This is a genomic window from Aminobacter sp. BE322, assembly GCF_050433525.1.
In the GTDB taxonomy this organism is placed as follows: domain Bacteria; phylum Pseudomonadota; class Alphaproteobacteria; order Rhizobiales; family Rhizobiaceae; genus Aminobacter.
The window spans coordinates 207,406-226,821 of sequence record NZ_JBNPXB010000002.1 but is presented as its reverse complement, the minus strand read 5'-3'; the positions used below and the strand labels follow the sequence as shown (position 1 = coordinate 226,821).

The following is a 19,416-nucleotide window of genomic DNA, read 5'->3' as shown; positions in this document are numbered from 1 at the left end:
TCAAAGGAATTCCGCGAAAAGCCGCCGTCAGCAAACGTATGAGGCCGGAGGCAGCTTGCGGGATGCCTCCGGCCTCTGTCGATCCGGGAGGAAGGGACGTTACACCCGGTTCGGCCTCGCTGGCGGCTGGCGCCGCCTGTCTCTGAACTTGCGAACACCTTACGAGGCCGGGCCTGAACGGAGGCCGAAGGCGCGGTTCATCTGCGGTTCATCAAACCGGCGGCGAGAGCCCTTCCCGAGGCGTCTTGAAATGCCGTCGGGCCACCCCCAAATGTCTTCTGCGGCGCCCAGAAGGGGCCGCTGAACCACCGCCGGAACGCCAGAAGGGTTCCGCCCCGGATCAAACGCAAACCTTGTTGCTCAATGGAGAACACCCATGCGTCACGTTGATTTTTCCTCGCTCCACCGCTCGACCGTCGGCTTCGACCGGCTGTTCAACATGCTGGACGGCCTCGGCCAGCCGGAAGGCGGCACGAGCTATCCGCCCTACAACATCGAGCGCACCGGTGAGGACGCCTACCGCATCAGCATGGCGGTTGCCGGCTTCTCGGAGACCGAGATTTCGATCGAGGCCCACCGCAACGTGCTGACGGTCAAGGGCGAGCGCAGCAACGAAGGCACCGGCGAAGGCTCGGAACTGCTCTATCGCGGCATCGCCTCGCGCGCCTTCGAGCGCCGCTTCCAGCTCGCCGACCATGTCGAGGTCGTAGGCGCCAACCTCAAGAACGGCCTGCTGCACATCGATCTGAAGCGCACCATTCCGGAAGAGCTGAAGCCTCGCAAGATCGAGATCTCGGCCGCTTCGGCCAAAGCCAAGCAGATCGAGGCCAACACGGTCAACTAAGGACCGATCCTCCCAAGGAGAAAAGGCGGCGCCTTCGGGTGCCGCCTTTTTCGTTTGCGTGGGCTGCGCAGGACTATAGGTCCAGCAGGTCACCGAGGCGGCCGATCTCGTCCGCGGTGGTGGCGAAGCTGGTGACGAACCGGTAGAGCGTCTCGCCTTCGCCGAGCTGGCCCGCGAGGGCTGCCGGCACATTCCAGTCGTAGAAGGCGGCACCGGCCTCGAGCGCCCTTGCCGCGGCCGCCCTGTCGATGATGGCGAACACCTCGTTGGCCTCGGGGCGCCAGGCGAGGCGCGCCACCTTCGAGCCATCGAGCACGCCGGCCAGCCTGTTCGCCATCGCATTGGCGTGGCGGGCCGTCTCCAGCCACAGACCGGCGTCGAAATAGGCGTCGAACTGCGCCGAGATGAAGCGCGACTTGGAGAACAACTGGGCCGAGCGCTTGCGCAGGAAGTGCATTTCCCTGGCGCGGTCGAGGTCGAACATGACGATCGCCTCGGCGCACCAGCAGCCGTTCTTGGTGCCGCCGAAGGAGACGATGTCCACACCGCGCTTCCAGGTCATCTCGGCCGGCGAAACGTCGAGCGAGACCAGTGCGTTGGCGAAGCGGGCGCCGTCCATGTGCAGCGGCAGGCCGTGGCGCCTCGCGACCGCCGAGATGGTCGAGATGTCGTCGAGGCCGTAGACGGTTCCGACCTCGGTCGACTGGGTCATCGAGATCGCCGTGGGGCGCCCGCCATGGACGTTTTCCGAGGCGAAGCGGCCGACCGCGCGCTCGAGGTTGCCGATGTCCATGCGGCCGAGCGGGCCGTCGACCGGACAGAGCCGCGACCCGGCGGAGAGGAACTCGGGCGCGCCGCACTCGTCCTCGATGATGTGCGCCTCGCGATGGCCGAAGGAAATGCCGCCCGGCTTGCCGTAGGCGGCGAGCGCAAGCGAGTTGGCGGCAGTGCCCGTCGCCACGAAGAAGACCGCGACCTCGCGCTCGAAGACCTCGTTGAAGCGCTCGTACACCTTGCGGTCGAGGTCGCCGTCGCCATAGGCGCGGCTGAAGCCGGCAGCGCTCACCGAGAGCCTTTCCGCGATCCTGGGGTGGGCGCCGGCCCAGTTGTCAGATGCGAAAAACATGTCGTCCGTCCGTAACCTGGCTGTGGGAGAGTGTCCCGAGCTAGAGCGGATTTGACCGTCTGCATCAAGTCCGATGCCGTGAAATCGATTGTGGCAGCGAAAAACCGACTTTGACCGAGTGTTCAAAAATTACGCGGCATGCGTGTCCGTTGTAATTTTCTGTCTCCGGCGGCGCGGAAAATTCGTGAATCGGTCTTGTGCGTATTCAAGAATTCTGTCATACGAAATTTAGGACAGTAGTGCTGTCTTATTTATCTGCCCAAAGCGGAACGGATTTGGCGTATGATGACGCCACGTCCGTCTGCCGCCGCGAGCAGGGGTCAGTGGCCGAAGCGGAGCCTTTCCGCTCTGTCGCCCCGACTGGCGGTTCGGTGCCGGCCAACGGCACTGCGCCGCAAGCATATCGAAGCATCAAAAGGTGAGCGGATCGGCACGTAGCCGTCCCAAAGCGAAATGCCCGGACCGGGCCGGAATGGAGAGAGAGACGATGACGGAGTTGACGCCATCTGTGACGACGGGTTTTGTGCCGGCCGCGCAGACGAAAGCGGCCAACAATAAAACCGATCATCTCCGAACCGCCACCGGCTATGCAGCGCATGGCCTCTACGATCCGCGCAACGAGCACGACGCCTGCGGCGTCGGCTTCATCGCCCAGATGAAGGGCGTGAAGTCCCACCAGATCGTCAAGGACGGTCTGTTCATGCTCGAGAACCTGACGCATCGCGGCGCGGTGGGTGCCGACCCGCTGGTCGGCGACGGTGCCGGCGTATTGGTGCAGATCCCCGACACCTTCTTCCGCGAGGAGATGGCCAGGCAGGGCATCGAGCTGCCGCCGTCCGGCCAGTACGGCGTCGGCCACTGGTTCATGCCGCAGGATGCGGCGATGCGCGACCATATCGACGAGATCATCCGCGAGTCGGCGCAGTCGGAAGGCCTGCCGCTGATCGGCTTCCGCGACGTGCCGGTCGACAACGCCTCTTTGTCGAAGGCGCCCGAGATCGTGGCCGCCGAGCCCTATCACCGCCAGGTGTTCATCGGCCGCACGCCCGACATCGAGGACGACGAGGAATACGAGGCCCGCCTCTATCTGCTGCGCAAGGTGATCTCCGGCCGCATCTATGCCGAGAACGACAACAAGGACGTCGGCGCGTATTGCGTGTCGTTGTCGGCGCGCACCATCGTCTACAAGGGCATGTTCCTGGCCAACCAGGTCGGCGCCTATTACAAGGACCTCAGCGATCCGCGCTTCGAGACGGCGCTGATCCTCGTCCACCAGCGCTTCTCGACCAACACCTTCCCGTCGTGGAAGCTGGCGCATCCGTACCGCATGGTCGCCCACAACGGCGAGATCAACACGGTGCGCGGCAACAACAACTGGATGGCCGCGCGCCAGGCGTCGGTCGACAGCGAGCTGTTCGGCAACAACATCTCCAAGCTCTGGCCGATCTCCTACGAGGGCCAGTCGGACACGGCGTGCTTCGACAACGCGCTCGAGTTCCTGTTCCAGGGCGGCTACAAGCTGGCGCACGCCATGATGATGCTGATCCCGGAAGCCTGGGCCGGCAACAAGTCGATGGATGCCGACCGCAAGGCCTTCTACGAGTACCATGCGGCGCTGATGGAGCCGTGGGACGGCCCGGCGGCGGTGTGCTTCACCGACGGCCGCCAGATCGGCGCCACGCTCGACCGCAACGGCCTGCGTCCGGCCCGCTACATCGTCACCGACGACGACCGGGTGATCCTGGCCTCTGAAGCCGGCGTGCTGCCGGTCGACGAGAAGAGCATCGTCAGGAAGTGGCGCCTGCAGCCGGGCAAGATGCTTTTGATCGACCTGGTCGAGGGCCGCATCATCTCGGACGAGGAGATCAAGTCCGAGATCGCCAACAAGCACCCCTACAAGAAGTGGCTGTCCAACACCCAGCTGATCCTGGAGGAGCTGAAGCCGGTGGAGCCGCGCGCCCTGCGCAAGGACGTGTCGCTGCTCGATCGCCAGCAGGCCTTCGGCTACACCCAGGAAGACACCAAGCTCCTGATGTCGCCGATGGCGACGACCGGCCAGGAAGCGGTGGGCTCCATGGGCACCGACACGCCGATCTCGGCGATGTCGGACAAGTCGAAGCTGCTCTACACCTACTTCAAGCAGAACTTCGCCCAGGTCACCAACCCGCCGATCGACCCGATCCGCGAGGAACTGGTGATGAGCCTGGTGTCGTTCATCGGCCCGCGCCCGAACATTCTCGACCTCGTCGGCACTTCCAGGCGCAAGCGCCTCGAGGCACGCCAGCCGATCCTCACCAACGCCGACCTGGAGAAGATCCGCTCCATCGGCCACACCGAGGAGAGCTTCGACACCAAGACGATCGACGTCACCTATGCGGCCAGCGAGGGCGCTGCCGGCATGCAGGGTGCCATCGAGCGCCTGTGCGAGCGTGCGGAAGCCGCCGTCGCCGGCCGCTACAACATCATCATCCTGTCCGACCGCCAGCTCGGCCCGGATCGCATCGCCATCCCGTCGCTGCTGGCGACGGCGGCCGTGCACCATCACCTGGTCCGCAAGGGCCTGCGCACCTCGGTGGGCCTGGTGGTGGAATCGGGCGAGCCGCGCGAGGTGCACCACTTCTGCTGCCTGGCCGGCTACGGCGCCGAGGCGATCAACCCGTATCTGGCCTTCGACACGCTGACCGACATGCACAAGCGCGGCGATTTCCCGCCGGAGGTCGACGGCTCGGAAGTCGTCGGCCGCTACATCAAGTCGATCGGCAAGGGCATCCTCAAGGTCATGTCCAAGATGGGCATCTCGACCTACCAGTCCTATTGCGGCGCCCAGATCTTCGACGCCATCGGCCTGAAGACCGACTTCGTCGAGAAGTACTTCACGGGGACCGCGACCAACATCGAGGGCGTCGGCCTGGACGAGGTCTCGGCCGAGACCGTGGCGCGCCACACCTCGGCCTTCGGCGAGGATCCGGTGCTGCGCAATTCGCTCGACGTCGGCGGCGAGTACATGTACCGCATGCGCGGCGAGGCCCATATGTGGACGCCGGACGCGGTCGCCTCGCTGCAGCACGCCGTGCGCCAGGGCTCGTGGTCGACCTTCAAGGAGTTCTCCGCCCAGATCGACAGCGAGACGGCGCGTGCCCAGCAGATCCGCGGCATGTTCCACATCAGGTCGGCGGAAGAGGGCGGCCGCAAGCCGGTCGCGATCGACGACGTGATGCCGGCCGCCGAGATCGTCAAGCGCTTCTCGACCGGTGCCATGTCCTTCGGCTCGATCAGCCGCGAGGCGCATTCGACGCTGGCCGTCGCCATGAACCGGATCGGCGGCAAGTCGAACACCGGCGAGGGCGGCGAGGAGCCGGACCGCTACCTGCCGCTGCCCGACGGCTCGGCGAACCCGGAGCGTTCGGCGATCAAGCAGGTGGCCTCGGGCCGCTTCGGGGTGACGACCGAATACCTGGTCAATTCCGACATGATGCAGATCAAGGTGGCGCAGGGCGCCAAGCCCGGCGAGGGCGGCCAGCTGCCCGGCCACAAGGTCGACGCGACGATCGCCAAGACCCGCCACTCGACGCAAGGCGTGGGCCTGATCTCGCCGCCGCCGCACCATGACATCTATTCGATCGAAGATCTGGCGCAGCTGATCTACGACCTGAAGAACGTCAACCCGGCGGCCGACGTGTCGGTCAAGCTGGTGTCGGAAGTGGGCGTCGGCACGGTCGCGGCCGGTGTCGCCAAGGCGCGCGCCGACCACATCACGATCTCCGGATATGACGGCGGAACGGGCGCTTCGCCGCTCACCTCGCTCAAGCATGCCGGCAGCCCGTGGGAGATGGGCCTCGCCGAGACGCACCAGACGCTGGTGCTGAACGGCCTGCGTTCGCGCGTCGCGCTCCAGGTCGACGGCGGCCTGCGCACGGGCCGCGACGTCGTCATCGGCGCGCTCTTGGGCGCCGACGAGTTCGGCTTCTCGACCGCGCCGCTGATCGCGGCGGGCTGCATCATGATGCGCAAGTGCCACCTCAACACCTGCCCGGTTGGCGTCGCCACCCAGGATCCGGTGCTGCGCAAGCGCTTCAAGGGCACGCCCGAGCACGTCATCAACTACTTCTTCTACGTGGCGGAGGAGGTGCGCGAGCTGCTGGCCAAGATGGGCTTCACCCATATCGACCAGATCATCGGCAACAGCGACCTCCTGGAGAAGCGCGAGCTGATCAACCACTGGAAGTCGCGCGGGCTGGACTTCTCCAAGGTGTTCTACAAGCCGGATGCGCCCGCCTCGGCGACGCACTGGACCGAACGCCAGAAGCACCCGATCGACGACGTGCTCGACCGCAAGCTGATCGCCGAGGCGAAGTCGGCGCTCGAGGCGCGCCAGCCGGTGAAGATCGAGACGACCATCCGCAACGTCGACCGCTCGGCCGGTGCGATGCTGTCGGGCGAGGTCGCCAAGCGCTTCAAGCACAAGGGCCTGCGCGAGGACACCATCTCGGTGAAGCTGACCGGCACCGCCGGCCAGTCCTTCGGCGCCTTCCTGACGCGCGGCGTGTCGTTCGAGCTCGTCGGCGACGGCAACGACTATGTCGGCAAGGGCCTGTCGGGCGGCCGCATCGTCATCCGTCCGCCGGAGGACAGCAAGATCGTCGCCGAGGATTCGATCATCGTCGGCAACACTGTGCTCTACGGCGCCATCGAGGGCGAGTGCTACTTCCGCGGCGTGGCCGGCGAACGCTTCGCCGTGCGCAACTCGGGCGCGGTCACCGTCGTCGAGGGCGTGGGCGACCACGGCTGCGAGTACATGACGGGCGGCGTGGTGGTGGTGATCGGCAAGACCGGCCGCAACTTCGCGGCGGGCATGTCGGGCGGCGTCGCCTACGTGCTCGACGAGGAGGGCGATTTCGCCGAGCGCTGCAACATGGCGATGGTCGAGCTCGAGCCGGTCCCCGAAGAGGACGACATGCTGGAGAAGCTGCACCATCATGGCGGCGACATCGCCCACAAGGGCCGCGTCGACGTGTCGGGCGACATGACCCGCCACGACGAGGAGCGCCTGGTGCAGCTGATCTCGAACCACATGCACTACACCGGTTCGAGCCGCGCCAAGCAGATCCTCGACGACTGGGCGAGCTACCGACCCAAATTCCGCAAGGTCATGCCGGTGGAGTACCGCCGCGCGCTGATCGAGATGGAGCGCATGAGGATGAACGTCGCGGCCGAATAGCCGCGACCATCCAGCCGGCGAGGTGCCTGCGGGCGCCCGCCATCGCATGCTTCATTAGAAGTGGTGGAATTCTACGCCCGCGCCGAGACGCCGGGCACGACCGACGAGAGTTACGATGGGCAAGGTTACAGGTTTTCTCGAGATCGACCGGCAGGTGCACAAGTACCAGCCGGCTTCCGACCGCATCCGGCATTTCCGCGAATTCACGCTGCCGATGTCGGACAAGGAAGTGGAAAAGCAGGCGGCGCGCTGCATGGACTGCGGCATCCCGTTCTGCCACGGACCGACGGGCTGCCCCGTCCACAACCAGATCCCGGACTGGAACGATCTGGTCTACAACGGCGACTGGGACAGCGCGATCCGCAACCTGCATTCGACCAACAACTTCCCGGAATTCACCGGCCGCATCTGCCCCGCGCCCTGCGAGGAGGCCTGCACGCTGAACCTCGAGGACATCCCGGTCGCGATCAAGACCGTCGAGCAGGCGATCGCCGACAAGGCCTATGAAGGCGGCTACATCCGTCCCTATCCGCCGGAAAAGAAGACCGGCAAGCGCGTGGCCATCATCGGCTCCGGCCCGGCGGGCATGGCGGCTGCCCAGCAGCTCGGCCGCGCCGGCCACGAGGTCCATGTCTATGAACGCGAGAGCCGCCCCGGCGGCCTGCTGCGCTTCGGCATCCCGGACTTCAAGATGGAGAAGCATTACATCGACCGCCGCGTCGAGCAGATGGCGGGCGAGGGCGTGACCTTCCACTGCGGCGTCAATGTCGGCGTCGACAAGAAGGTTTCCGAGCTCCTGGCCGAGTTCGACGCCGTGCTCTACACCGGCGGCTCGGAAACCCCGCGCCCCGCGGGCATTCCGGGCGACGACCTCAAGGGCGTGTTCGACGCGATGCCGTACCTCGTGCAGCAGAACAAGCGTCTCGGCGGCGAGGACATCCAGTCGGTGGCATGGCCTTCCGAGCCGATCCTCGCCGGCGGCCAGCACGTCGTCGTCGTCGGCGGCGGCGACACCGCGTCCGACTGCGTCGGCACCGCCTTCCGCCAGGGGGCGGTGCGCGTCACCCAGCTCGACATCCGCCCGCAGCCGCCGGAGAAGGAGAACAAGCTCTCCGTCTGGCCCTACTGGGCGACAAAGATGCGCACCTCCTCGTCCCAGGCCGAGGGCGCGCAGCGCGAGTTCCAGGTGGCGACGCTCGAGTTCATCGGCGAGGACGGCCAGCTGACCGGCGTGAAGTGCTGCGAGGTCGACGAGAAGCGCAAGCCGATCCCGGGCACGGATTTCGTCATCCGCGCCGACCTCGCCTTCATCGCCATCGGCTTCGCCGGCCCGATTTCCGGCGGCGTCACCAAGGAGCTCCAGGGCAAGCTCGAGATCACCACCGACGCGCGCCGCTCGTCCAACGTCGCGGCCAACGAGCAGGACTACAAGACCAACATCGACAAGCTCTACGTCGCCGGCGACGTGCGCCGCGGCCAGTCGCTGGTGGTCTGGGCGATCCGCGAAGGCCGCCAGGCCGCGCATGCCATCGACGCTGCACTGATGGGCTCGACGGTGCTGCCGCGCTGACGCGTGGCCGGCTCTCCAAAAAGATGAAGGCGCCGAGAGGCGCCTTTTTCGTTCCAGGGACGTCCAGTTACCGCTTGATCGCGGTCGTGGTCTCGCTGCCGGGCGCCGCCGGCAGCTTCTTCGGCGGCCAGGAGAAATCGTCGACGCGGCCGGGCGGTGCCGCCGGCGCCACGCCCTGCACCACCAGCTTCCCGCCCGGCGAATTCGGATCGCCCGGGGAGGCCGCCTGCCCGCCCATCAGCTCCGTCCCGCCGTCGAGCTCGGGGTCGGAGAGCGACACCGGCACGGTCCGGTCGATATTGACCGGCACGTTGAGCTCGCCGGGCGTCGCCTGCGGCAGGCTCGCCGGCACCGCGACCTCGGTGCCCTGCGGGGTGATGCCCAAAAGCTTGTTCAGCGGCTTTTCGGCATAGAAGGCGAGCTTGCGCTTGCCGGCGCGGGTGACGTTGATGCCGTCGTCGGAGCGCAGGCGCACGGGCTGGCCGTTGATGTCGGGGCCGGAGGTGACGAAGGCGCCGTTCTCGTCGACGAAGCCGTCCCAGACATCGACGAACTCCTTGCCGGAGGCTTCCGTCACGGTCCTGTAGATGTCGTTGAAGGCGAGCATGTCGGTGCTCATCTTCGACGACTTGAACGCCGGCATGCCGATCCAGAGGAACGGCACCTTGGTGTCGCTCAGCGTCTTTGCGAACTGCTCGGCGCGTGCCGTGTATTCCTTCATCCAGGCCGGGCTCATCGCCGGTTCGCGGTTTTCGCCGACCCGCATCTGCTGGCGGTCGTTGGAGCCGAGCATGACCACGACGACGGCCGGCTTCTCCTGGGCGATCAGCTCCTGGGCCTTCTCCGGCCAGTTGTAGTAGTCGTCGCGGACGAAGCCGGACGAGCCGCTGGTCCTGTCGACGATGCGGATCTTGGCGTTCTCGGCGAAGACCGTGCTCAGCCCCTCGGCGATGCCGGCGCCGAGGAAGTCGCCGATCACCAGCACGACACGCGCGTCGGGCAGCTTCTCCACCACCGGCAGGGCCGGCTCGGCCGGCTTGCTCACTGCAGCCGCCTTGGGCTTGCGCGGCGCCTTGCGGATGGTTTTCCGAGGCCTGACCTGCGGTTCCTCGTAGATGTAGGGGTCGATGCGCGGCTCGCGGCGCGGCAGGAACAGGTCACGCAGCGACCAGCGCCGCAATATGCCCTCCTGGGCAAGGGCCGGGGAGTGCGCGGTCATGGCGGTCAGCGCGACCGCCACCGCGACCGCAGGCATCGTCAGGCGCAGAACGATGGTGTTCGGGCGACGCGTCGATGCCAAGCACAACCTCCGCTGGCTAATTCTGCCGCAGCTTCTTGAGCACTTCCATGCTCGGATGGCCGTCCTGCGTCAAGCCCAGCTGCGCCTGGAACGCCTTGATGGCCGAGCGCGAGCCTTCGCCGATCTTGCCGTCGGCCTTGCCGTCGTAATAGCCGCTCTCCGACAGCCGCTGCTGCAGTTCCTGCTTCTCGGCGAAGGACAGCTTGGTGAACGGGCGGCTCCAGTCCTGCACCAGTCCGCCATACCCGGCGATCTCGTCGGCAAGCAGCCCGACCGCGAGCGCATATTTGTCGGCGTTGTTGTAGCGCTTGATCACCTGGAAGTTCTTGGTCATCAGGAAGGCCGGCCCCTGGCGGCCGTCCGGCACCTTCAGCGTCGCGACGTCCGAGCCGCGCCTGAACGCCTTGCCGTTGGCGCGCTCGACGCCGAGCGAGGCCCACTTGTCCAGTGTCGTCGAACCGCTGGGGAACTTGCGGCCCTCGGGCAGCACCACCTCGTAGCCCCAGGTCCTGCCGACCTGCCAGCCGTTCTTCTTGAGCAGGTTGGCGGCGGTGGCGAGCGCGTCGGGCACCGAATTCCAGATGTCGCGGCGGCCGTTGCCGTCGGCGTCGACCGCATAGGCCTGGTAGCTGGTCGGGATGAACTGGGTATGGCCCATGGCGCCGGCCCAGGAGCCCATCAGGTTGCTTTCCTTGATGTCGCCGCGCTGCAGGATCTTGAGGGCGGCGATGAGCTGGGTGCGGGCGTATTTGGCGCGGCGCTGGTCGCCATAGGCGAGCGTCGCCAGCGAGCGCACCACGTTGCGCATCACCTTGTCGTTCTTGAGGATCTCGCCATAGTTCGATTCCATCGACCAGATGGCCAACAGCACGTAGCGGTCGACGCCGTAGGCAGCCTCGATGCGGTCGAGCCAGGGCTTCCACTTGCGCGCCATCTCGCGGCCGGTGGCGATCGACTGGTCATGCACGCGGTTGTCGAAATAGTCCCACACCGGGGCGGTGAATTCGGGCTGGAAACGCGCCTTTTCCAGCACTTCGGCATCGGCGGAGGTGATGCCGCGGAAGGCGCGGTCGTAGGTCGAACCGGAAATGCCGTTGTCGGCTGCGACCGAACGGAAGCTCGCCACCCAGCGCTGGAACCCCGGCTCGGCGGCGGCGGGACCTGCAGGCAGCAAAAGCGCCAATGAAATGCCGGCGATTGCGGCGGCGCTGGCGAGGGCCCGGGCGGTCTTGCGAAGAGGCATTCTTTCCTCCTTGGAGAGATCAGAAAGTCGATTCATCGCCGAAGCCGGTTATCAATCAGTTTACCATAGTCCTCCGGGGGAACGAAAAGCCGCCTGCCGAATTGTCCAGGGCCAGTCATCTCGATCAAGTTCGCGTGATCGCTGGTCTTGCCCGCCGTCCCCGAATATGTGAACGCATTCAGTATTCATCAATTGGGGCGTGACAGTGTCCACGCCCGGTACATGCAACCATCGGACGAACACCCATGAAACGAGTTCGCAAGGCAGTATTTCCTGTCGCAGGTCTGGGCACGCGCTTCCTGCCCGCCACCAAGTCGATACCGAAGGAAATGCTGACCGTCGTCGACAAGCCGGTGATCCAGTACGTCGTCGACGAGGCGCGCGAAGCAGGCATCGAGCACTTCATCTTCGTCACCGGCCGCAACAAGGCGGTCATCGAGGACCACTTCGACGTCCAGTTCGAGCTCTACGACACGCTTGCCCAGCGCGGAAAGGGCGAACAGCTCGAAAGGCTGCAGCGCCTGCAGCCGGCGCCGGGCCAGACCTCGTTCACCCGCCAGCAGGTGCCGCTCGGCCTCGGCCACGCGGTCTGGTGCGCGCGCGAACTCGTCGGCAACGAGCCGTTCGCGCTGCTTCTGCCCGACATGATCATGCAGTCCGAGAAGAGCTGCATGCGCGAGATGGTCGAGCTCTACAACGAGACCGGCAACAACATCATCGCCGTGCAGGAATGCGATCCCGCCGAGGCGCACAAATACGGCATCGTCGGCAAGGGCGATACCGTCCATACCGGCTTCCGCATCGACGGCATGGTGGAGAAGCCCAAGCCCGGCACGGCGCCGTCGAACCTGTTCATCAACGGCCGCTACATCCTGCAGCCGGAGATCTTCGGCATCCTCGCCAACCAGGAGCGCGGCGCCGGCGACGAGATCCAGCTCACCGACGCGATGCTCAAGCTCGAGAAGCAGCAGGCCTTCTACGGCTATCACTACCGCGGCCGCACCTTCGACTGCGGTTCGCCGGAGGGTTTCGTCGAGGCCAACGTCGCCTTCGCGCTGTCGCGCGCCGATATCAACGAGCGCATGGCTGGCGTCATCGAAAGCCTGCTCGGCGAGATGAAGCCGGGTCGCTGACCTTCCCATGAATGTCGCCCGCGCGTCAGATTTGGGCGCGCGGCGCGGTGGTTTTCGGCCTCAGGGCCGTGTAGACATGTGCTGCCAGGTGCCCGCAGCGATGCGGGAGAATCGGGAACACGGTGCAAATCCGTGGCGTGCCCAACGCTGTGAGAGGGACCGCATCGGCAAAAGCCACTGTCCGCAGGACGGGAAGGCGCCGGAGGCGGGTTGAACTCGAGCCAGAAGACCGGCCCGGCAGAAATCGTCCACCGCATGGTCAGGCGGCGGAAACCGATATGCTCGCCAGGGGACACGCGATGCCGGCCGACCATACCCATGCCATTACGGGCTGTTTCGATGCGGCGGCGCAGCATGCCGTGTACCGCGCCATCTTCACGCGCCGCGACGTGCGCAGCCATTTCCTGCCCGATCCGATCGACGATGCCCAGCTGGCGCGCCTGCTGATGGCGGCACATCACGCGCCCTCGGTCGGCTTCATGCAGCCGTGGAACTTCATCGTCATCCGCGATCCTGGCCGCAGGGAGCAGGTGCGCGAGCTCTTCCTCGCCGCGCGCGGGCAGGAACTGCCGCACATCGCCGAGGAGCGGCAGGCGCTCTACCGCAAGCTCAAGCTCGAAGGCATCGCGGAGACGCCGCTCAACCTGGTCGTGACCTGCGACCGCAGCCGGTCGCAGCACTCGCCGCTCGGTCGCTGGCACAACCCCGAGATGGACCTCTACAGCACGGTCTGCGCGGTGCAGAACTTCTGGCTGGCGGCCCGTGCCGAGGGCATCGGCGTCGGATGGGTCAGCATCCTCGACCGCGAGGCGCTGAAAAGGCTGCTCGGCATTCCCGAACACGTCACGCCGGTGGCCTATCTGTGCGTCGGCCGCGTGTCGGAGTTCGCCGCGCGGCCGGACCTGGAGCGGCATGGTTGGGCAAGCCGCCTGCCGCTCGCCGATCTCATCATGAGCGAGGTCTATTCCGGCCCGGGCGAGGAGGTGCTGAAGGCCGCCATTTCGACGATGTCGGCCACCGGGAAGACCTAGCGCTGTACCCTCAGCCCGACGAACACGCTGTTGGTGCTGCTGTCGCGGCCGGCGCGCGTGCTGTCGAGCGCTTCGTGCCTCAAGCGGCCGGTCAGGCCGGCGTAGCGGTTGAGCCACCAAGTCAGCCCGGCTTCCGCGGTCAGCGTCAGCTCGCGCTCGTCCGAGCCGGCATAGTCGCGCCAGCCTGTGCCGGCCGCGGCAAACCCGGTGAGGTTGGCCCGCATCTGGCGTTCGACCGCGAGGCGCCCGGAATAGAGCACCGAGCCGCTCTGGCCCGGCGTCGTCGAGCCTTCCACCACGGTCGTGCCGGTGAGGCTGACGATGGTGCCGCGGATCGGCGACCAGCGGAGATCGGCCGCGAGCGTGGCTGCGGAAATCGTGTCCAGGCGGTCGTCGTCGAAGTCCTCGGCGATCCAGCCCGCCGAGACCTCGCCGCCGAATTTCTCGCCCATGTCGATCTCGACGCCGGCGCGCGCGCCGACACGGTTCGACGAGCGCTCGAAGTCGGCGGTGTCGAACCTGAGGTCGTAGACGCGGCGGCCGAACTCGACCTCGCCGAAGGGGATCAGGGCCGGCGAAATCTCGTAGCCGGCGCGCAGGCGGCCGGTATAGAGCGTGGAATTCCGGTCTTCCTGCGACAGCGTGCCCCCGACGGACAGTTCGGCGTCGTCGAAGCGCTCGTTGGTCACTTCACCGGTGGCGGCAAGCCGAACCTTGCCCACGTCCTTTTCCAGACCCAGGCTACCGTCGAGCGTGCGCCGCAGGGGCCGCGAGACAGTGTCCTCGATCACCACCGGCGACGTCGCCGATTCCGGCCTGACATTGTAGCCGAGCGTGCCGATGGCGCGGAAACCGTCGGTCAGGTCGAGTTCGAGCCGCCCGTCGATGCCGCCCGTGGCCTCCTCGAGTTCCTGCCCGGAGACGGATTTGCGGAAGGTGCCGTAGGCGTCGATCGTCGCCGAGTGGCGCTCCCAGTCGGAGACGGCGTTGAGGCGAAGCGCGGTTTCGGAAAGCACCGCCGACTTGCCGTTGGCGCTCGAATCGGCGTTCGACGTCGCCGTCACGCCCTGTTCCAGGCTGGGCCGCAGCACGAAGCTGCCGACGCGGATGCCGGGTGCCGCGAACGGATAGTCGTCGCGCGGCACGTAGCGTCCCTCGATGGCCGACTGGCGCCGTGCCTCCGAGCCGCTGGTCGGGGCAAATTCAGAATCGACCGTTCCCTGGCGCACCGCACCGGTGGTCAGGTCGCCGTCCGGCTCCGCCGGCGCCTCCGGCCCGCTCGGCGGCGACGGGCGCGCAGCCGTACCCGCGCTGAGGCGCCTGCGGGCCGCCTCGGCGCGCTGCCGGGCCGTGGTCGGGGGTAGGGCATAGGTCGAGGCGGACGCCGGGTCGGCGTTCGGCGGCTCGCTGAATATGTCGGCCGTCTCGCCGCCCGGCTGGTCGGGAACGGCCCCGGGGCTCGCGGGCTGATATGTGTCCTGGTTCTGCTCCTGGGCAGCTGGGGCCGGCTGCACGGCCGGGCGCTTGCGCCACATCAGCGCGTCCCGGACCTGGGTTTCGCTGACCGCGCCGCGCAGGCCGGCTTCCTGGGCCTGGGCGGGGAGCAGGCACGCCATGGCCGCCACGCCTGCCGTCGCCAGCAAGGCGCATATGCGCGCACCGTTTGGCCGTCCCATTCGCTCCGACAAGACCCGTTCCATTGCCACCAATGCCCCGCAGGCGCATGGGCGCCGTGCTTAGCAACTCGTAAATCGCCATGGTTAACGGAGCGTTTCGCTGGCGCGCCGGAAGGGCAAACGGGGGGCGATAGTGATGGACAGCCGGCTTGCGACGCGCTAACGCATGCGCATGCACGCTGGATCGCTGAAAAAAGAGCCGGACCCGCAGGCCTCGATTGCCTCGGCGCTCCGTACGATCGCCACCGAGCAGGTCGGAATCGCCGCTCTCCTCGCATCGCTGGAAGGCCCGCTGGCCGCGCCGTTCGCGCGCGCTGTCTCGGTGCTTGGCCAGCTGAATGGCCGCGCCATCATCACCGGCGTCGGCAAGAGCGGCCATATCGGCAGGAAGATCGCCGCCACCTTCGCCTCGACCGGCACGCCGTCCTATTTCGTCCACCCGGCGGAAGCCATCCACGGCGACCTCGGCATGATCACCCGGGACGATGCGATCGTCGCCATCTCATGGTCGGGCGAAACCGCCGAGCTCAAGGGCATCGTCGGCTATTCGCGCCGCTTCTCCATCCCGCTGGTGGCGATCACCGCGGGCGAGACCTCGGCGCTGGCGCGCCAGGCCGACGTGGTGCTGCTTCTGCCGCGCACGCCGGAGGCCTGCCCGCACGGGCTGGCGCCCACCACCTCGACGCTGCTCCAGCTGGCGATAGGCGATGCGCTGGCCGTGGCGCTGCTCGAGGCGCGCGGCTTCACGCCGGATCATTTCCGCACGTTCCATCCCGGCGGCCAGCTCGGCGCGAGCCTGATGCCGGTCGGCGAGCTCATGCATACCGGCGACCGCATGCCCGTCGTCACCATCGGCACCAAGATGCCGGAGGCGGTCCGCACGCTGTCGCAGAAGCGCTTCGGCTGCGTCTGCGTCGTCGACGCGGACGGCAAGCTGGCCGGCATCATCACCGACGGCGACCTCTCCCGCAACCTCGACCGCAACCTGGTCGAGACGAGGGTCGAGGAGATCATGACGACGCGGCCAAAGACCGTCCCGCGCCAGATGCTGGCCGGTGCCGCGATCGCGCTCCTGAACGAGAACAACATCGGCGCGCTGATTGTGGTCGAGGGCGACCGCCCCGTCGGCCTCGTGCACTTCCACGACCTGCTCCGGATCGGCGCGGCTTAGGATCTTTTCCCGGATATCGTGCCTTTGTCTTCAGGCGATTGGCTGAGACGTGCCCGTAGCCCTCATGGTGAGCCTGTCGAACCACGAGGGCGCTAGATGACGGCGCACGCCCCCTTGTTGCGACCTGAAAATCCTCGCTTCGAAGCTGGTGAGTTCGCAGTGCCCAGCGCCCTCGTGGTTCGACAGGCTCACCATGAGGGCTACGTCCCGAGGGCTCGGATCAGCTGAACACTCGGCTCTTTGAGATGGCCATCAGACAGCTTCCACCACCAGCTCCAGGTCGGTGTCGCCGGCGGCGACGACGCGCACCTGCGTGCCCGCCGGCAGGTCCGGACCCGAGACGCGCCAGGTCGTGTCACCCAGCTTGATGCGGCCGCGGCCCTCCCTGATCGGCTCGGCAAGGGTCGCGGTGCGCCCGACCATCTGCGCGCCGCGCCGGTTGAGCAGCGGCTGGTCGCTGGCCTCGCCATTGCTGCTCATGATCTTCTTGCCGGCGTAGGCCGCGACCAGGGACAGGGCGAGGAAGACCAGCACCTGGACATGCCAGGTCCAGGCGGCCCAATCCCAGAGCTGCAGCGACAGCGCCCCGGTCAGCAGTGCGGCAATGCCGATCCAGAGCAGGAAGAAGCCGGGCAGCACGATCTCCAGGACCAGGAGGACGAGGCCCAGCACCATCCAGTTCCACGGCCCGAGTTCCGCAATGACACCTGCCAGCATGATCGCCTCCCGCTGCCCGCGCCGGTCAGTTCTGTTCCGGCGGAATCCTGGGCGTGCGCGACGCCGGGCGCTGGCCGCTCGGGGTATCGCCGCCGAACACTTCCTTGGCGATGGCGCCGATGCCGCCGAGCGAGCCGATCAGCGACGAGGCCTCGATCGGCAGCAGCACGACCTTGTTGTTGTTGGCCGAACCGATCTTGGCCAGCGCCTCGGTGTATTTCTGGGCGACGAAGTAGTTGATCGCCTGCACGTCGCCCTTGGCGATGGCCTCCGACACCACCTGGGTGGCGCGCGCTTCGGCCTCGGCGGCGCGCTCTCGCGCCTCGGCGTCGCGGAAGGCGGCTTCGCGGCGGCCTTCCGCCTCCAGCACCTGGGCCGCCTTCAGGCCCTCGGCCTCGAGGATCTGGGCGCGCTTGTTGCGCTCGGCCATCATCTGGCGGGCCATCGACTCGACCAGGTTGGCCGGCGGGTTGATGTCCTTGATCTCGACGCGGGTGACCTTGATGCCCCAGGGGTGCGCCGCCTCGTCGACGACGCGCAGCAGGCGCTCGTTGATGGCGTCGCGATTCGACAGCAATTCGTCGAGGTCCATCGAGCCCATCACCGTGCGGATGTTGGTCATGGTCAGGTTGAGGATGGCGTTCTGCAGGCCCGCGACCTGGTAGGCCGCCTGCGGCGCGTTGAGCACCTGGTAGAAGGCGACGCCGTCCACCGCCACGATGGCGTTGTCGCGGGTGATCACCTCCTGCGTCGGCACGTCGAGCACCTGCTCCATCATGTTCATCTTGGCGCCGATGCGGTCGACGAAGGGAATGATCAGGTTGAGGCCGGGCGTCAGCGTGCGGGTGTATCGGCCGAAGCGCTCGACCGTGTAGTTGTAGCCCTGCGGAATGGTCTTGATGCCGGTGAACAGCAGCAACAGCACCAGGATGACCAGGACCGGAATGATGATGTCGAGACCAGTGAACACCGTTCGGAACTCCCCCGCGAGTTGAGCACTGCGATTCGGATGAACGCAGAGCGCGATGCCGAAAGACTTAAGGGCCTTTCAGCATCGTTACAATGACATGGGGGGCTAATGTTTTGGGCGGGCGCGTGCCGAGAAGGCGGGGGTCTCAGACCCAGCCCATCAGCTCGCGGCGGGTGATCGCCTCGATGACCGCCATGCCTTCCGGACCGTCGTTCAGGCAGGGGATGTGGGAGAAGTTCTTGCCGCCGGCATGGTGGAATATCTCGGCGTTCTCGCCGGCGATCTCCTCCAGCGTCTCGATGCAGTCGGCCGAGAATCCCGGGTTGACGATGGCGATCGACTTCACGCCTTCCCTGGCCAGCCGCTCGACGGTCTTGTCGGTATAGGGCTGCAGCCACTCCTGCGCGCCGAAGCGCGACTGGAAGGTGGTCATCAGCTTCCTGTCGTCCATGCCCAGCCGCTCGCGCAAGAGCCGCGTCGTCTTCACGCAATGGCAGTGGTAGGGGTCGCCGCGCTCGAAATAGGGCTTCGGGATGCCATGGTAGGAGGCGAGGATCACCTCCGGCTCGAAGTCGAGCCTGGCCAGGTGCTGCTCGATCGAGCGGGCCAGCGCCTCGATGTAGACCGGCTCGTCGTAATAGGCGGGCACGGTGCGGACCGCCGGCATGGCGCGAATCTGCATCAGCGCGCGGAACAGCTGGTCGCTGGCGGTCGCCGTCGTCGTCGCCGAGAACTGCGGGTAGAGCGGGAACATGACGATGCGGTCGCAGCCCTGGGCGATCAGCTTCTCGACCACGCTCTTGGTCGACGGGTTGCCGTAGCGCATGCCCCATTCGACCACGATGTCCGGCAGGTCGCCCAGCGCCGCGGTGAGCTTCTCGGCCTGGCCGCGGGTGTAGGTGCGCAGCGGGGATTCGTCGCGCTCGGTGTTCCAGATCTTCCTGTAGTTCTCGCCCGACTTCTTCGGCCGCGTGTTGAGCACGATGCCGTAGAGGATCGGGTACCACAAAAGCTTGGGCATCTCGATGACGCGCGGATCGGAGAGGAATTCGCGCAGGTAGCGCCACATCGACTTCCTGTCGGTACCGTCGGGGGTGCCGAGATTGACGAGGAGCACGCCGACCTTGCCCTTGCGCACGGTAGGATGGCCGCCGGGAAGCGGGCCGAGCGCCTTGGCCGATTTGTCGTCGATCGTCGTCGTCATGTCGATTCGGTGTCTCCGTTGGCGGGATACCTAGTTGAACGGGGCGGCCGTTCAATGTCGCGTCTGGCCGCACCTTCGCAAGGGAGTAGGGCATTGGGGCAGTAAGGGAGTAGGGCAGTGCGTTTGCCCTACTCCCTTACTGCCCAATTCCCCTTCCAGATACCCGGAATGCGAATGCCCGCCCGGCAGGCCGGGCGGGCATGCCAGGTCAGG

General features: G+C 66.7%; 13 protein-coding genes and 1 riboswitch. Of the genes, 6 read left to right on the top strand and 7 right to left on the bottom strand.

The annotated features are described in order from the left end of the window. Positions 1-376 precede the first annotated feature (376 nt). Complete coding sequence (locus tag J2X50_RS05125) at positions 377-844, top strand: Hsp20 family protein (RefSeq protein ID WP_429092365.1); 468 nt, start codon at positions 377-379, stop codon at positions 842-844. 73 nt (positions 845-917) lie between these two features. Here J2X50_RS05125 and J2X50_RS05120 read toward each other — a convergent pair whose 3' ends face one another. Further along, entirely contained in the window at positions 918-1,970 is a 1,053-nt protein-coding gene (locus J2X50_RS05120; protein WP_429092362.1) for a threonine aldolase family protein, read from the bottom strand. A 487-nt stretch (positions 1,971-2,457) separates the two neighbouring features. Between J2X50_RS05120 and gltB the strand changes: the two genes are divergently transcribed. Next, entirely contained in the window at positions 2,458-7,188 is a 4,731-nt protein-coding gene (gene gltB / locus J2X50_RS05115; RefSeq protein WP_429092360.1) for a glutamate synthase large subunit, read from the top strand. 115 nt (positions 7,189-7,303) lie between these two features. Continuing rightward, positions 7,304-8,758 (top strand): glutamate synthase subunit beta, encoded by a 1,455-nt coding sequence (locus J2X50_RS05110; protein WP_429092357.1) that lies wholly within the window; start codon positions 7,304-7,306, stop codon positions 8,756-8,758. Positions 8,759-8,825: 67 nt separating this feature from the next. Here the strand turns inward: J2X50_RS05110 and J2X50_RS05105 are convergent, their stop codons facing one another. Further along, positions 8,826-10,058, bottom strand: a complete 1,233-nt coding sequence (locus tag J2X50_RS05105) for an SGNH/GDSL hydrolase family protein (protein WP_429092355.1) — start codon at positions 10,056-10,058, stop codon at positions 8,826-8,828. Positions 10,059-10,074: 16 nt separating this feature from the next. Further along, positions 10,075-11,301: a lytic murein transglycosylase gene (locus J2X50_RS05100; RefSeq protein ID WP_429092352.1), complete on the bottom strand. Its 1,227-nt coding sequence runs from the start codon at positions 11,299-11,301 to the stop codon at positions 10,075-10,077. Positions 11,302-11,546: 245 nt separating this feature from the next. Here J2X50_RS05100 and galU point away from each other — a divergent pair, with 245 nt between their 5' ends. Further along, positions 11,547-12,434 (top strand): UTP--glucose-1-phosphate uridylyltransferase GalU, encoded by an 888-nt coding sequence (galU, locus tag J2X50_RS05095; RefSeq protein WP_429092349.1) that lies wholly within the window; start codon positions 11,547-11,549, stop codon positions 12,432-12,434. A gap of 69 nt (positions 12,435-12,503) precedes the next feature. Beyond that, a riboswitch (cobalamin riboswitch) is annotated at positions 12,504-12,686 on the top strand. Between the two features lie 47 nt (positions 12,687-12,733). Further along, entirely contained in the window at positions 12,734-13,465 is a 732-nt protein-coding gene (gene bluB / locus J2X50_RS05090; RefSeq protein ID WP_429092833.1) for a 5,6-dimethylbenzimidazole synthase, read from the top strand. Here bluB and J2X50_RS05085 read toward each other — a convergent pair. Further along, positions 13,462-15,108: an outer membrane beta-barrel protein gene (locus tag J2X50_RS05085; protein ID WP_429092346.1), complete on the bottom strand. Its 1,647-nt coding sequence runs from the start codon at positions 15,106-15,108 to the stop codon at positions 13,462-13,464. The two genes, bluB and J2X50_RS05085, sit on opposite strands and share 4 nt — an antisense overlap. A gap of 205 nt (positions 15,109-15,313) precedes the next feature. On the opposite strand from J2X50_RS05085, the gene J2X50_RS05080 reads away from it, so the two are divergent. Then, entirely contained in the window at positions 15,314-16,312 is a 999-nt protein-coding gene (locus J2X50_RS05080) for a KpsF/GutQ family sugar-phosphate isomerase (protein ID WP_429092830.1), read from the top strand. Positions 16,313-16,564: 252 nt separating this feature from the next. Here J2X50_RS05080 and J2X50_RS05075 read toward each other — a convergent pair whose 3' ends face one another. The 3 genes from J2X50_RS05075 to hemH form a co-directional block, all read right to left on the bottom strand. Then, on the bottom strand, positions 16,565-17,029 hold the full coding sequence (locus J2X50_RS05075; RefSeq protein ID WP_429092343.1) for an NfeD family protein: 465 nt from the start codon (positions 17,027-17,029) through the stop codon (positions 16,565-16,567). 25 nt (positions 17,030-17,054) lie between these two features. Continuing rightward, the gene (locus J2X50_RS05070) at positions 17,055-17,999 is read right to left on the bottom strand and encodes an SPFH domain-containing protein (protein WP_429092340.1); all 945 of its coding nucleotides are present in this window, start codon (positions 17,997-17,999) and stop codon (positions 17,055-17,057) included. Between the two features lie 145 nt (positions 18,000-18,144). Next, complete coding sequence (hemH, locus tag J2X50_RS05065) at positions 18,145-19,203, bottom strand: ferrochelatase (RefSeq protein WP_429092337.1); 1,059 nt, start codon at positions 19,201-19,203, stop codon at positions 18,145-18,147. Between the last annotated feature and the right edge of the window lie 213 nt (positions 19,204-19,416).

Excerpts from the sequence above, each read along its gene's own strand:
- J2X50_RS05125 (WP_429092365.1), top strand. The coding sequence starts at position 377 with ATGCGTCACGTTGATTTTTCCTCGCTCCACCGCTCGACCGTCGGCTTC.
- J2X50_RS05120 (WP_429092362.1), bottom strand. The coding sequence starts at position 1,970 with ATGTTTTTCGCATCTGACAACTGGGCCGGCGCCCACCCCAGGATCGCG.
- gltB (WP_429092360.1), top strand. The coding sequence starts at position 2,458 with ATGACGGAGTTGACGCCATCTGTGACGACGGGTTTTGTGCCGGCCGCG.
- J2X50_RS05110 (WP_429092357.1), top strand. The coding sequence starts at position 7,304 with ATGGGCAAGGTTACAGGTTTTCTCGAGATCGACCGGCAGGTGCACAAG.
- J2X50_RS05100 (WP_429092352.1), bottom strand. The coding sequence starts at position 11,301 with ATGCCTCTTCGCAAGACCGCCCGGGCCCTCGCCAGCGCCGCCGCAATC.
- galU (WP_429092349.1), top strand. The coding sequence starts at position 11,547 with ATGAAACGAGTTCGCAAGGCAGTATTTCCTGTCGCAGGTCTGGGCACG.
- bluB (WP_429092833.1), top strand. The coding sequence starts at position 12,734 with ATGCCGGCCGACCATACCCATGCCATTACGGGCTGTTTCGATGCGGCG.
- J2X50_RS05080 (WP_429092830.1), top strand. The coding sequence starts at position 15,314 with ATGCACGCTGGATCGCTGAAAAAAGAGCCGGACCCGCAGGCCTCGATT.
- J2X50_RS05075 (WP_429092343.1), bottom strand. The coding sequence starts at position 17,029 with ATGCTGGCAGGTGTCATTGCGGAACTCGGGCCGTGGAACTGGATGGTG.
- hemH (WP_429092337.1), bottom strand. The coding sequence starts at position 19,203 with ATGACGACGACGATCGACGACAAATCGGCCAAGGCGCTCGGCCCGCTT.